Origin of the sequence: Streptomyces sp. NPDC058664, assembly GCF_042716635.1 — a bacterium.
Taxonomy (GTDB): Bacteria; Actinomycetota; Actinomycetes; order Streptomycetales; family Streptomycetaceae; genus Streptomyces.
In genome coordinates this window covers 38,449-52,205 of record NZ_JBHXRW010000002.1, presented here as the reverse complement: position 1 = coordinate 52,205, position 13,757 = coordinate 38,449, and the positions used below count along the sequence as shown (strand labels likewise).

The window sequence follows — 13,757 nt, the reverse complement described above, 5'->3', positions numbered from 1 at the left end:
ATCACGCCCTGTCCGCTGCGCGCTGTCCGAGTAGGCCTTGGGGCCTGAACAGCAGCACGAGGATGAGGAGGGAGAAGACCCAGATGTCCTTCCAGGCACCGCCGCCGAACTGGGCCATCCCGGGGATGTGTTCGACGTAGGCGATGGAGAGGGTTTCCGCGAGACCGAGCACCACGCCGCCGATCATGGCGCCGTAGATGTTGCCGATGCCTCCGAGTACGGCGGCGGTGAACGCCTTGAGGCCGAGCAGGAAGCCCATCTCGAAGCGGATCTGGCCCTTGTCGAGGCCCTCGGCGACCGCGGCGACCGCGGCGAACGCGGCGCCGATGGCGAAGGCCATCACGATGATGCGGTCGGTGTTGATGCCCATGAGCTTGGCGGTGTCCGGGTCCTGTGCCGTTGCCTGCATGGCGCGGCCGCTGCGGCTCTTCGAGACGAAGATGCCGAGGGCGAGCATGCACGCGGGGGCGGCGACGAGGACGAACGCGTCGGCGCGGGAGATGGCCAGGTGCTCGAAGATCTGGAAGCTGTCGCCCTTGAACTCGGGGAACTTCACGGGGCTTTTGGCACCGGGGTAGAAGCCCCAGACGAGCTGCTGGAGGACGATCGAGAGGCCGATCGCCGTGATCAGCGGGGCGAGGCGGGGCGCGCCGCGCAGGGGGCGGTAGGCGAAGCGCTCGGCAGCGGTGGCCACGGCCACGGAGACCAGTGCGCCGCCGACCAGCATCACCGGGATGGCGATGGCCAGTGCGGTGCCGTCGGGGAGGATCGTGTACGCCGTGAGGGCGCCGAAGCCCCCGATCATGAAGATCTCGCCATGGGCGAAGTTGATGAGCTGGACGATGCCGTAGACCATTGTGTAGCCAATGGCTATGAGCCCGTAAAGGGCACCCAGGGCAAGGCCGTCGGCCAGCTGTTGCGGCAGTTCGTTCACCGCAGGGCCTCCGATGAGCGTGTCGGATATGACACCGCGCGAGGGCGCTGTTTGCGCCCTCGCGCGGCTTGGTTCGTGTGGTGCGGTTTCCGGGCTGGGCCCGGAGGGGGTCAGTCCTTGAAGGTCTCGGACTTGACGTCGGTCCAGGCGCCGTTCTTGACCTGGTAGACGGTGAGCTGCTTGTTGGTGGTGTCGCCGTACTGGTCGAAGGCGACCGAGCCGGTCACGCCTTCGAAGGAGACCTTGGCCATGGCCTCGGTGACCTTGGCGCGGGCGTCGTCGGGCAGCTTGCCGTTGTTGGCGGCGACGACGGCCTTGACGGCCTGGATGATGGACCAGGCGGCGTCGTAGGAGTAGCCGCCGTAGGCCGCGTACGCGTCCTTGTAGCCGCCGGCCTTGTAGTCCTCGATGAACTTCTTGGCGGTGGGGAGCTTCTCGACGGGGTAGCCGACCGAGGTGGCCAGGTCACCGTCGTTGGCCTCGCCCGAGGCCTTGATGAACTCGGGGTCGTAGATGCCGTCGCCGCCCATGGTGGGGATCTTGGCGCCGGCCTTCTTGATCTGGTCGGAGAGCAGACCGCCCTCGGGGTACTGGCCGCCGAAGTAGACGGAGTCGGCGCCCGAGGCCTTGACCTTGTTGGCGGTGGCGGAGAAGTCCGTCTCCTTCACGGTGACGGAGTCCGTGCCGACGACGGTGCCGCCGAGGCGCTTGAACTCGTCGCTGAAGATCGCGGCGAGGCCGGCGCCGTAGGTCTGCTTGTCGTTGACGACGAAGACCTTCTTCTTGCCGGCGTCCTTGAACAGGTAGTTCGCGGCGAACTTGCCCTGGATGACGTCGGTGGTGGCGGTGCGGAAGTACGTCTTGAACGGACGCTTGAACTCGCCCTTGCCCCAGTTGTCGCCCTGGGAGAGGGACGGGTTGGTGTTGGCGGGGGAGACCTGGGTGAGGTTGGCCTTGTCGAAGTCGGCCTGCATGGACTGCGAGACGCCGGAGTTCAGGGGGCCGACGACGCCGAGGACGTCCTTCATGCCGACGAGCTTGAGGGCGTTGGCCTTGCCGGTGGCCGGCGTGGCCTGGTCGTCCAGGGCCTCGATCTTGAACGTGACGCCGGGGACCTCGTTGTTCTTGTTGGCGGTCTTGGCCGCCAGGTCCGCGGAGTTCTTGATGCCCTGGCCGAGGGCGGAGAGGGAGCCGGTCAGGGGCGCGTCGACGCCGATGACGACGGTCGTGGTGCCGCCACCGCCACCGTTTCCGTCGCCGCCGGAGCCGCCCTTGTCGTCGCGCGAACCGCAAGCGGTGAGGGTGAGCGCACCTGTGGTCAGCACACTGGTGAGGATGAGGAGTGAACGGTGTCGCACGAAAAATCCTTTCCCTGGCGCGGCCCCCTCGAGCTGAGGCGGTGCCGTGAAGCTGTGAAGCTAGAGGTGCCGTTTTCGTTGCCGGGCCGTACGGGTGGAGCGGGCCGTGCAGTGAAGGCGTCCGGCGGCGCGGTGACTGGCGGTGACTCTAGGCGCAGGTGGGGAGGGTCGGGGAGCGCCGAGGACATGATGTGACTGTCTTGTTATGCCGACGGGGAAAGAGTGTGTGCAGCGAGGGGGTAAACCGGGGCATAGCGGGCTGTAATGCGGTGTTCACATAGTGAGAACGTGCAGTTCCGCTAAGGGGCTTGAGTGAATCTTGCTCCTGTCGGAGGACTCGGCCGACTCTCCGGATATCGGACAGCGCCCAAAACCTCAGCGGACGGAACGGCTGCTTCGCCCCGGACGGCCCTCATGCGCACGACCGTCACCCAGGGTGACGGTGGACCTCAGGGAAGCTGAACGTACGGCTTCAGGAAGTCACGCGCACCGGGACTGTCCAGTCGATACGTGACATTGGTGGCGTAGCACGGCGTATCGCCGGTGATCGTGGTGGCCACGAGGGTGAACGTTCCGTTCACCGTGGCGAAGTTGGGGCCGCCGGAGTCGCCGTAGCAGGCGCCTCCGTTCCCCTGGGGCGCGGTCATGGCGAGCCGGATCCAGGCGTCGTTGAGCGCGTTGAAGGCGACCGGTGCCTTCATGCGGACGCCGCCGCCCGGGTGGGTGTGTCCGCCCGGGCCGCGCCTCGACTCCTCGGTGCCGTAACCGGCGACCACGAAGGAGGTGTCGTTCAGGCCCTGTGCGCCGAGCGCGTCGAGGGCGCCGGCCCGGGGGAGCGTCGCCGGGGTGAAGGACCACCGGGCCTTCACGGCGGAGGCGGGCAGCTCGATCACCGAGATGTCATGGGTGTCGGAGGCGGGGCCGGGGTAGGCGGGGTGGCTGTGGGCGGCGCCCTCGACGGCCACGCTGCGGGCCTGGGCGGTGGGGTCGCCGGGGTGGGCGGCCGCCGCCCGGTCCAGGCCGCCCTGGACGTCCTGGTCGAGCGAGACGTAGAAGCGGACGTTCGCCGGCCAGTCCGTCGTGCAGTGCGCGGCCGTCAGGAAGGTGTTCGCGTCGATCATGGTGCCGGAGCAGACCCAGCCGACACGGTCCGGCGTCGCCGGGTCGTCGTCGTTGTCCCAGGTCGCGACGAGCGCGCCGACCTCGGTGCGCTCGGGGGCGGGGGCCGCGTTGTACGAGTTGATCGCCGTGGCCGGGATCGCGGTGGCGAGGGCGGCGGCGCAGGCGGCGGCGGTGACGGTGGTCATCGCGTAGGTGGTGCGAACGGCGGTCACGAAGAACCCCTCGGTGTGTGAGTGGATCGGGTGTTCTCCTGTGGGGGAGGTTCGCCAGTGAAGCGGCTGTGGCCGTGTGGGGCAAGAGGGTTCGGAGGAAAGGGAGTTGGCGTGCGAGGGGGCGTGGCGGGGAGGGTGGGGGGCGTGTGTGCCGGTGCGCGAACGGCGCGGCGCGGGAGGGTCACCCCTCCCGCGCCGCGCCGTCCTTCCCGAAGGGGCCGCCCGCCTCAGGCGGTCCCGGCGCGGCCCGCCTCCGGCAGGTCGCCCGCGTCCTTGGTGGTGATCTCGCGCAGCATGCAGGTCAGCCGCGCCGAGCAGACCCGCTTGTCCTGCTCGTCGGTGATCACGATCTCGTACGTGGCGGTGGACCGTCCGCGGTGCACCGGGGTGGCCACGCCGGTCACCAGGCCGCTGCGGGCTCCGCGGTGGTGGGTGCAGTTCAGGTCGACGCCGACCGCGATCTTGGAGACCCCGCCGTGCAGCATCGAGCCGATCGAGCCGAGGGTCTCGGCGAGCACCGCCGAGGCGCCGCCGTGCAGCAGGCCGTACGGCTGCGTGTTCCCCTCCACCGGCATCGTGCCGACGACCCGCTCGGCCGAGGCCTCCAGGATCTGGACGCCCATCCGGTTCCCGAGGTGCCCGGCCGAGAAGAGGGCCGGGAGGTCGACGCCGAGCGCCGCGTACTCGTCGATGACCTCCTGCGGGAACTTCACGTGCTGCTGTTCACCCATGGCCCGACTCCGTTCGTCTTCGTACGGCTGATCTTCCTGAGCTGCCTGAGCAAACGCTTAGGCGGAAGCGGATTCTTCCAGACGCACGATCACGGACTTGCTCGCGGGGGTGTTGCTGACGTCCGCCGTCGACTCCAGCGGTACGAGGACGTTCGTCTCCGGGTAGTAGGCGGCCGCGCATCCCCGGGTCGTCGGGTAGTGCACCACCCGGAAGCCGGGCGCCCGCCGCTCGCTGCCGTCCGTCCACTCGCTCACCAGGTCCGCGTACGCCCCGTCGGCGAAGCCGAGCGCCACCGCGTCCTCGGGATGGACCAGGACGACCCTGCGGCCCCCCTTGATGCCCCGGTAGCGGTCGTCGAGTCCGTAGATCGTGGTGTTGTACTGGTCGTGCGAGCGCAGCGTCTGGAGCAGCAGCCGGCCCTCCGGCACCTTCGGGTACTCGACCGGCGCCGCCGTGAAGTTCGCCTTGCCGGTCTTCGTGGGGAAGCGGCGCTCGTCACGCGGGCCGTGCGGCAGCGCGAAGCCGCCGGGGTTCGCCGCGAGACGCGCGTTGAAGTCCTGGAAGCCGGGCACCACGCGGCCGATGCGGTCCCGGATCGTGGCGTAGTCCGCCTCGAACTCCTCCCAGGGCGTGGCCGATCCGGTGCCCAGGACGGCGCGGGCCATCCGGGCCACGATCGCCGGCTCCGACAGCAGGTGCGGGCTCGCCGGCGGGAGGTTGCCGCGCGAGGCGTGCACCAGGCTCATCGAGTCCTCGACCGTCACGAACTGCTTGCCGGTTCGCTGCACGTCCTTGTCGGTGCGGCCCAGCGTGGGCAGGATCAGCGCCCGCGTGCCCGTGACGGCGTGCGAGCGGTTCAGTTTCGTCGAGACGTGGACGGTCAGCCGCGCGTTGCGCATGGCGGCCTCGGTGACCTCGGTGTCGGGGGTGGCGCCGACGAAGTTGCCGCCCATCGCGAAGAACACCTTCGCCTCGCCGTCGCGCAGCGCCCGGATCGAACGGACCACGTCGAAGCCGTGGTGGCGCGGCGAGACGATCCCGAACTCCTTGTCCAGGGCGTCGAGGAACGCGGGCGCGGGCCGCTCGAAGATGCCCATCGTGCGGTCGCCCTGCACGTTGGAATGGCCGCGCACCGGGCAGACCCCGGCGCCGGGCCGGCCGATGTTCCCGCGGAGGAGGAGGAAGTTGACCACCTCGCGGATGGTCGGCACGGAGTGCTTGTGCTGGGTGAGGCCCATCGCCCAGCAGACGACGGTCCGCTCCGAGGCGAGCACCATCTCCAGGGCCCGCTCGATCACCGCCCGGTCGAGCCCGGTCGCGGCGAGCGTCTCGTCCCAGTCGGCCTCCCCGGCCGCCGCCGCGAACTCCTCGAACCCGTGGGTGTGCTCCCGTACGAACTCCTCGTCGACCGCGCCGGGCGTCTCCAGGACCAGCTTGTTGAGGAGCCGGAAGAGGGCCTGGTCGCCGCCGATCCGGATCTGGAGGAAGAGGTCGGTCAGCGCGGCGCCCTTGAGCATGCCCTGCGGGGTCTGGGGGTTCTTGAACTTCTCCAGGCCGGCCTCGGGCAGCGGATTGACCGAGATGATCTTCGCGCCGGCCCCCTTCGCCTTCTCCAGGGCCGAGAGCATCCGCGGATGGTTCGTCCCGGGGTTCTGACCGGCCACGATGATCAGGTCCGCCCGGTGCAGGTCCTCCAGGGAGACGCTGCCCTTGCCGATGCCGATCGTCTCCGTCAGGGCCGAGCCCGAGGACTCGTGGCACATGTTGGAACAGTCCGGCAGGTTGTTCGTGCCGAACTCGCGGGCGAAGAGCTGGAGCAGGAACGCCGCCTCGTTGCTCGTCCGGCCCGAGGTGTAGAAGAGCGCCTCGTCGGGGGAGCCGAGCGCCCGGAGCTCCTCGGCGATGATCGCGAAGGCACGCTCCCAGGTCACCGGCTCGTACCGCTCGCCGCCCTCCGCGAGCAGCATCGGCTGGGTGATCCGGCCCTGCTGGCCGAGCCAGTACCCGCTGCGGGTCGCCAGGTCCGCCACCGGGTGCGCGGCGAAGAACTCCGGGGTCACCCGGCGCAGCGTCGCCTCCTCGGCGACGGCCTTCGCCCCGTTCTCGCAGAACTCCGCCACGTGCCGCTTGTCCGCCTCGGGCCAGGCGCAGCCGGGACAGTCGAAGCCGTCCTTCTGGTTGAGCTTCAGGAGGGTGCGTGCCGTGCGGAGCGTCCCCATCTGCTCCTGGGCGATCCGCAGGGTGTGTCCGACGGCGGGCAGGCCCGCGGCGGAGTGCTGCGGCGGCGTGACCCGCGGTGCGTCCTGGACCGGGTCACCGACCGGCGGCTTGCTGACCATCGCGCTCTCCCTTGAGCGGTAATCCTGTGGCGTGCGTCTTCGATCCTGTCACGTGGCGCCGACAGTCCGGCGTCTCCGCCGGCGTGGACGGGAATGTCAGCGGTACGTGGCAGGATCGTCATGTGGCCGAGACAGCATCGAAGAACCCCGCAGACACCCGCCCCCGCCTGCTCCTCATGGACGGGCACTCGCTCGCGTACCGGGCGTTCTTCGCGTTGCCCGTGGAGAACTTCACCACCGCGACCGGGCAGCCGACGAACGCGATCTACGGTTTCGCCTCGATGCTGGCGAACACGCTCCGCGACGAGTCGCCCACGCACTTCGCGGTCGCCTTCGACGTGTCCCGCAAGACCTGGCGGTCCGAGGAGTTCCCGGAGTACAAGGCGAACCGCTCGAAGACCCCGGACGAGTTCAAGGGGCAGGTCGAGCTGATCGGCGAGCTCCTCGACGCGATGAACGCCCCGCGCTTCGCCGTCGACGGCTTCGAGGCGGACGACGTCATCGCGACCCTGGCCACCCAGGCCGAGGCCGAGGGCTTCGACGTGCTGATCGTCACCGGCGACCGGGACTCCTTCCAGCTGGTCTCCGATCGCACCACCGTGCTGTACCCGACCAAGGGCGTCTCCGAGCTCACCCGCTTCACCCCGGAGAAGGTCCAGGAGAAGTACGGCCTGAGCCCCTCGCAGTACCCCGACTTCGCCGCCCTGCGCGGCGACCCGTCCGACAACCTCCCGGGCATCCCCAAGGTCGGCGAGAAGACCGCCGCCAAGTGGATCAACCAGTTCGGCTCCTTCGCCGAACTCGTCGAGCGCGCCGACGAGGTCAAGGGCGTGGCCGGGCAGAACCTCCGGGACCACCTGGAGTCGATCAAGCTCAACCGCCGCCTGACCGAGATGGTCCGGGACGTCGAGCTGCCGAGGACCGTCACGGACCTCGCCCGCGAGCCGTACGACCGCACGGCCGTCGCCCTCGTCCTCGACACCCTGGAGATCCGCAACCCCTCGCTGCGCGAGCGGCTCCTCGCCGTCGACCCGGGTGCCGCGGAGGAAGCCGCCCCGGCCCCCGCCGCCGGCGTGGAGCTCGACGGCACCGTCCTCGGCTCCGGCGAGCTCGCCCCCTGGCTCGCCGAGCACGGCACCGAGCCCCTGGGCATCGCCACCGTCGACAGCTGGGCCCTCGGCACGGGGAACGTGAGCGAGGTCGCCCTGGCCGCCGCCGGAGGCGCCGCGGCCTGGTTCGATCCCAGCGTCCTCGACGAGGCCGACGAGCGGGCCTGGGCCGCGTGGATCTCCGACCCCGACCGCCCCAAGGTCATGCACAACGCCAAGGGCGCCATGCGGGTCTTCCCCGAGCACGGCTGGAGCGTCGCGGGCGTCACCATGGACACGGCCCTCGCCGCCTACCTCGTCAAGCCCGGCCGGCGCTCCTTCGCCCTCGACGCGCTCTCCGTCGAGTACCTGGGACGCGAGCTCGCCCCGGCGGCCGCCGCCGACGGACAGCTCGCCTTCGGCGTGGACGACACCGCCGAGGCCGAGGCCCTGATGACCCAGGCGCGGGCCGTCCTCGACCTCGCCGCCGCCTTCGACGAGCGGCTGGGCGAGGTCGGGGCCCGCGAGCTCCTCCACCAGGTCGAGCTGCCCACCTCGGCGCTCCTCGCCCGTCTGGAGCGGCACGGCATCGCCGCCGACCGGGACCACCTGGAGGCGATGGAGCAGCAGTTCGCCGGGGCGGTGCAGCAGGCGGTGAAGGAGGCGCACGCCTCCGTGGGCCACGAGTTCAACCTCGGCTCGCCCAAGCAGCTCCAGGAGGTCTTCTTCGGCGAGCTGAACCTGCCGAAGACCAAGAAGACCAAGACCGGATACACCACCGACGCCGACGCGCTCGCGTGGCTGGCCGCGCAGACCGAGCACGAGCTGCCCGTGATCATGCTCCGTCACCGCGAGCAGGCCCGGCTCCGGTCCACCGTCGAGGGCCTGATCAAGACCGTCGCCGCCGACGGCCGGATCCACACGACCTTCAGCCAGACCGTCGCCGCCACCGGTCGCCTCTCCTCCACCGACCCGAACCTGCAGAACGTGCCGGTGCGGACGGACGAGGGCCGGGCCATCCGGCACGGCTTCGTGGTCGGCGAGGGCTTCGAGGCCCTCATGACAGCCGACTACAGTCAGATCGAGCTGCGCGTCATGGCCCACCTCTCCGAGGACGAGGGCCTCATCGAGGCCTTCACCTCCGGCGAGGACCTGCACACCACCGTCGCGTCCCAGGTGTTCGGCGTCGAGCGGTCCGCCGTCGACGCCGAGATGCGCCGCAAGATCAAGGCCATGTCGTACGGCCTGGCGTACGGCCTGTCCGCGTTCGGCCTCGCGCAGCAGCTGAACATCGACCCGGGCGAGGCCCGCGGTCTGATGGACACCTACTTCGAGCGGTTCGGCGGGGTGCGGGACTATCTGCGCCGGGTCGTCGACGAGGCCCGTGCCACCGGGTACACCGAGACGATGCTGGGCCGTCGCCGTTACCTGCCCGACCTCAACAGCGACAACCGGCAGCGCCGCGAGTCCGCGGAGCGGATGGCGCTCAACGCTCCCATCCAGGGCACGGCCGCCGACATCGTGAAGGTCGCCATGCTGGGCGTCGACCGGGCGCTGACGGAGGCGGGCCTCGCCTCCCGGATGCTCCTCCAGGTCCATGACGAAATCGTGCTCGAACTCGCCCCCGGCGAGCGCGAGCGGGTCGAGGCCCTGGTCCGCGAGCAGATGTCCGCGGCGGCCGACCTCCGCGCCCCGCTCGACGTCTCGGTGGGCGTGGGCCCCGACTGGGACTCGGCGGCGCACTGACGCGTCACGGCGGCGGGTGCGCCCAACCTGCCGCCGCCCACCCCGTTGTGGGCATCTGTTCCGCTGGGGCGATGGGGGTCCCTCCTGCTCGAGCGAAGTCGAGAGCTTGGGGAAGGGTGGGCACAACGGGACGGCGCCCCCTGCCGGGCCCAGGCATCCGCGCCCGAACCCGCACCCCGGTGTGCGGCGCCGGAGCGGGTGCCCATACCCGCGGGCTCCGCACCGGTCACCAGGGTGCGCCAGGTGGACCACTCGAGGCGCGCGCCCGCGCCCCCGCTCCCGAGACTGGGGAGCATGATCACGAGCCGTCGCTCCCGCCTCCGGGTCTGGGCGCTTCTCGGCGCCCTCCTCGGGGCGTCCGGCACCGCCTGGCCCGCCGAGGCACACGGGGCCCCCGCACTCTGCGCCTCCACCCGCGAGCCCGCCCTCGCCGCCCGGCTGTCCCAGGACATCGCGGCCGTCCTCAAGGACCGTGACGGCACGGTCTCGGTCGCCGTCCACGACCCCCGGCGCGGACTGCGCTGCCGGCTCGGCGACACCCGGGTGTACGACTCGGCCAGCATCGCCAAGGTGCTCATCATGCAGGCGGTGCTCGGGCGCGCCGAGGAGCTCGGCCGGGCGCCCACCCGGCTGGAGGCCCAGCGGATGAGGCTGATGATCACCCGCTCCGACAACACCGCCGCCGGCGCCCTGTGGGAGGGGCTGTCCCGTGCCCGGCTGAACAGGGTCCTCCGTGAGGCCGGCGCCCAGGACACCGTCCTCGGTCATGACGGCTACTGGGGCCTCACCCGTACCACCGCCCGGGACCAACTGGCCCTGCTGGCCGCGGTCTCCCGCCACGCCGAGGCGCTGAACCTGATGGGCCAGGTCGTCTCCGACCAGGCCTGGGGCGTCTCGGCCGGCGCGCCCCGTAGGGTCAAGGTCCACCTCAAGAACGGCTGGCTGTCCCGCGCCACCCACGCCTGGCGCGTCCACAGCGTCGGCATCGTCCGGCCGACCGCTCCCGTCAAGGGAAAGGGGAGCGCCACCGGGACCGCCGCCGAGAGCGACTACCGGATCGCTCTCCTCAGCCACGGCAACCCCACCATGCGGTACGGCGTCCGCACCCTGGAGAGGATCTCCGCCGCCGTCCACCGCGGCCTCTCCGGCGGCGCGGCGGCCCGCGGCTTCACCGTGCCGGAGGGGATCAGCGGGATTCCTGACGGGAGCGCGCCGTACGAGGACCCCGGTCCTTCCCTTCCGTCGCCGGGAAAGGGCCGGCCGGGGCCTCCGGGGTCCTCGGGGCCGGAGCGGGCTGCGCTCCCCGCAGCCGCGCCACCGTCCCGTACAGCACGAGCCCGACGGCGAGGCCCGCACCGGCCCCGAAGCAGGCCGTCGGTATGACGTCGAGGGGCGTCTCGATCCGGTCCCAGCCCCAGTACGCGGCCCAGCGCAGCACCCGGTGGGCGATCCCGGCGAGGACGCAGCCACCGATCAGCCAGGCCGCGAGCAGCCGTCCGCGCCGTCCCGGGACCGGCACCCGGGCCGGCAGTTCCACCTCCCGGTCGGCGGAGCGCAGCGCCCGCACGGCGAACCAGCCCAGAAGTCCCAGGGCCAGGGCCGAACCCCCGTACTGCGCGTAGAGATAGACCGGGAACCCGGCCACGACGTCGCCGAGGAACGGGATCGCCCGGGTGCCCCAGCGGTCGATGTGGGTGAAGGAGTCCCACACCACGTGGGTCGTCGCGCCGATGACCGCCGAGATGCCGAACCATCCGGCGAGCACGGCCGGGTGGCGGTCGCTCCAGGGGCGGCCTCGCACGAGCCCGTACACCCGTCCGCGCCACCGGGCGGGCAGCAGCGCCACGAGCGGCTCGCGCACGGTCAGCCACAGGGCCACGAGCGCGGCGGTGATGAGCACGTCGGCGGTGACGATCCCGACGGGGGAGTGGGTGGCGTCCCCGAGGACCATCGCCCCGGGGAACGCCGTGGCGGCGAAATAGGTCATGTCGGGCGCGAAGGAGCCCGCGACGAGAGCGGACGCGACCAGTGGTCCGCGCGCGGTCCCGTTCCGGCGCAATCCGGGCAGCACGGCGGCGGCATGGCTCAGTGTGAACGGCAACGGGAGTTCCCCCAGGTTCCGGTGATGACGGCCGGAGTGTGGCATCGGCCGCAGTGCAAGAGGGGCACGACGTTCCGCTCGGTTCCCGTCCGCTCCTGGTCGGGAAGCGGCCGAGAGGTGACGAAAGCGTGAAGCACGGTCAGGCGCCGGTGCGGGGCGTGGCGGGGGTGACATAGGGTCGCCTGAGGTCTGACGCGGGGAGCGTGGGCCACAGTCGAGGGGGAGGGACCGCCGACATGTCAGCGCACTTGGGCCGCAGGCTGCGCAAGGGAGCCACCAGCGGTGCGGTGGTGGCCGCGGCGGTCGCCGCGCTCGCCGCCTCGCAGGCGCCGGAGACGGCTCCGCCGTCCACGGACAACGCCGGCGGCGACCGCGCCATCGGCGCCGGGGACACGGCGTCACCGGACGGCGCCCACTCCGCCACGGGCGATTCGCCGTACTACACCGAGCTGCCTCCGCTGAACACGCCGAACAAGCCCGGGACGACCACCGCCCTGCCGGTGATCACGGGGCCGGCGGAGGCCGGCATACCCGCGTCCGTGCTCGCCGCCTACAAGCGCGCCGAACAGTCGATCCGCTCGACCGACCCCGGCTGCAACCTGCCCTGGCAGCTGCTCGCCGGCATCGGCAAGGTCGAGTCCGGGCAGGCCCGCGGCGGCCGGGTCGACGCCAACGGCACGACCTTCTCGCCGATTCTCGGCCCGGCCCTCAACGGCGTGGGATTCGCCAACATCTCGGACACGGACCGTGGCGCCTACGACGGCGACTCCGTCCACGACCGCGCCGTCGGCCCGATGCAGTTCATCCCGTCCACCTGGGCCACCTGGGGCCAGGACGCCAACAGCGACGGGAAGAAGGACCCGAACAACATCTACGACGCCGCGCAGGCCGCCGGTCTCTACCTCTGCGCCCACGACCGCAACCTCGCGCTCAAGGCCGACCTCGACCGGGCGGTCCTCAGCTACAACCAGTCGCGGGAGTACCTGAACACGGTCCTGTCGTGGTTCGAGTACTACCAGCGCGGCACCCACCAGGTCCCGGACGGCACGGGAGTGCTGCCGGTCGACCGGAGCGACAACCGCGGGTCGGGCACCCTTCCCACCTCGCCGCTCTCGCCCTTCCCGACGTCGCCCGCTCCCAGGCCCTCCGAGCCGGGCGACCCGAAGCCGACGCCGCCGGGCGGGCCGTCGAAGGTCACCCCGACCCCGACGCCGACGACACCGAAGCCGACCACCCCGACCGCCCCGACGACGCCGCCGGTCACCCCGCCGACGAAGCCGCCCACCGTGCCGCCCGCCGTCAAGGTCGCGCGCCTCGCGCCCCTTTCGACCGAGCGGCCGCTCACCACGGTCACCGAGAGCACCTTCGCCCACGCCCCGGGGGTCGCCGCCCTCGACGCCTCGGGCACGCCGGTCGCCGGCGTGAGCATCCGCTTCGAGGTCATCGGCGCCACCGACACCGTCTTCTCCAGCGGCGCGAAGACCGCCACCGTGACCACCGGTTCGAGCGGTCTCGCCCACGCCCCCGCGCTGCGTGCGGGCGAGAAGGCCGGGTCGTTCACGGTCAGGGCCACCGTCGTGGGCCGCACCCTGGGCCCGGCCGAGTTCGCCGCGACCGTCACCGAGCGGCAGGCGGACACCCTCGCCCGCGTCGCCGGTGACCCCCTGTCGGCCACCACCGGCACCGCCTTCACCCCGAAGGTGCAGGTGAAGGCCACCGACAAGGGCGCGCTCGCTCCCGGTGTACTCGTCACCGCCGTGATCGTCGCCCCGGCGACGGGCGCCGAGAGCACCGACGGCCCGTACTTCAAGGACGGCGTCCGCAGGGTGGTCGTCAAGACCGACGCGAACGGCCTGATCGAGCTTCCCGAGCTCTTCGCGGGTGACAAGGCGGGCGAGTACGTGATCCGCCTGACCGCGCCCGGCGGCGGCAGCACGGAGGTCGGGCTGACGGTCACCGAGCCCGCCCCGACCTCGACGCCGACGCCGGAGTCGACCCCGGATCCGACACCTTCCGGCAGCACCTCGCCCGAGGCCTCCTCCTCGCCCTCGGCCTGACCCGACCGCGCCTCCGCGCCGCGTCCTTCCGCGCCGCCCCACCGTCCCCACCGGACGGAGGGGCGGCG

The 13,757-nt window shown here is 71.6% G+C and carries 8 protein-coding genes and 1 pseudogene; 3 read left to right on the top strand and 6 right to left on the bottom strand.

The features are described from left to right. Window position 1 precedes the first annotated feature (1 nt). The 5 genes from ACFWUY_RS01960 to ACFWUY_RS01940 form a co-directional block, all read right to left on the bottom strand. A complete protein-coding gene (locus tag ACFWUY_RS01960; protein ID WP_384100927.1) occupies window positions 2-934 on the bottom strand; it encodes a branched-chain amino acid ABC transporter permease in 933 nt (310 codons plus the stop codon). Window positions 935-1,044: 110 nt separating this feature from the next. Then, a complete protein-coding gene (locus ACFWUY_RS01955) occupies window positions 1,045-2,292 on the bottom strand; it encodes a branched-chain amino acid ABC transporter substrate-binding protein (protein ID WP_384100925.1) in 1,248 nt (415 codons plus the stop codon). Between the two features lie 449 nt (window positions 2,293-2,741). Beyond that, window positions 2,742-3,626, bottom strand: a complete 885-nt coding sequence (locus ACFWUY_RS01950) for a trypsin-like serine protease (protein WP_384100923.1) — start codon at window positions 3,624-3,626, stop codon at window positions 2,742-2,744. Window positions 3,627-3,853: 227 nt separating this feature from the next. Further along, entirely contained in the window at window positions 3,854-4,357 is a 504-nt protein-coding gene (locus ACFWUY_RS01945) for a PaaI family thioesterase (protein ID WP_384100921.1), read from the bottom strand. 57 nt (window positions 4,358-4,414) lie between these two features. Beyond that, on the bottom strand, window positions 4,415-6,697 hold the full coding sequence (locus ACFWUY_RS01940) for an FdhF/YdeP family oxidoreductase (protein WP_384100918.1): 2,283 nt from the start codon (window positions 6,695-6,697) through the stop codon (window positions 4,415-4,417). Window positions 6,698-6,819: 122 nt separating this feature from the next. On the opposite strand from ACFWUY_RS01940, the gene polA reads away from it, so the two are divergent. Together polA and ACFWUY_RS01930 are read left to right on the top strand one after the other, a co-directional pair. Beyond that, complete coding sequence (gene polA, locus ACFWUY_RS01935) at window positions 6,820-9,531, top strand: DNA polymerase I (protein WP_384100916.1); 2,712 nt, start codon at window positions 6,820-6,822, stop codon at window positions 9,529-9,531. Window positions 9,532-9,825: 294 nt separating this feature from the next. Further along, window positions 9,826-10,515 (top strand): annotated as a pseudogene (locus ACFWUY_RS01930) (serine hydrolase); the annotation flags it as partial. Window positions 10,516-10,717: 202 nt separating this feature from the next. On the opposite strand, the gene ACFWUY_RS01925 reads toward ACFWUY_RS01930, so the two are convergent. Further along, window positions 10,718-11,632 carry a DUF4184 family protein gene (locus tag ACFWUY_RS01925; protein WP_384100914.1) on the bottom strand — a complete coding sequence of 305 codons (915 nt, stop codon included), beginning with the start codon at window positions 11,630-11,632 and terminating at the stop codon, window positions 10,718-10,720. Window positions 11,633-11,868: 236 nt separating this feature from the next. Here ACFWUY_RS01925 and ACFWUY_RS01920 point away from each other — a divergent pair, with 236 nt between their 5' ends. Continuing rightward, window positions 11,869-13,689, top strand: coding sequence for a lytic transglycosylase (locus ACFWUY_RS01920; protein WP_384100912.1), 1,821 nt, complete (start codon window positions 11,869-11,871; stop codon window positions 13,687-13,689). Window positions 13,690-13,757 lie beyond the last annotated feature (68 nt).

Excerpts from the sequence above, each read along its gene's own strand:
- ACFWUY_RS01940 (WP_384100918.1), bottom strand. The coding sequence starts at position 6,697 with ATGGTCAGCAAGCCGCCGGTCGGTGACCCGGTCCAGGACGCACCGCGG.
- ACFWUY_RS01920 (WP_384100912.1), top strand. The coding sequence starts at position 11,869 with ATGTCAGCGCACTTGGGCCGCAGGCTGCGCAAGGGAGCCACCAGCGGT.
- ACFWUY_RS01945 (WP_384100921.1), bottom strand. The coding sequence starts at position 4,357 with ATGGGTGAACAGCAGCACGTGAAGTTCCCGCAGGAGGTCATCGACGAG.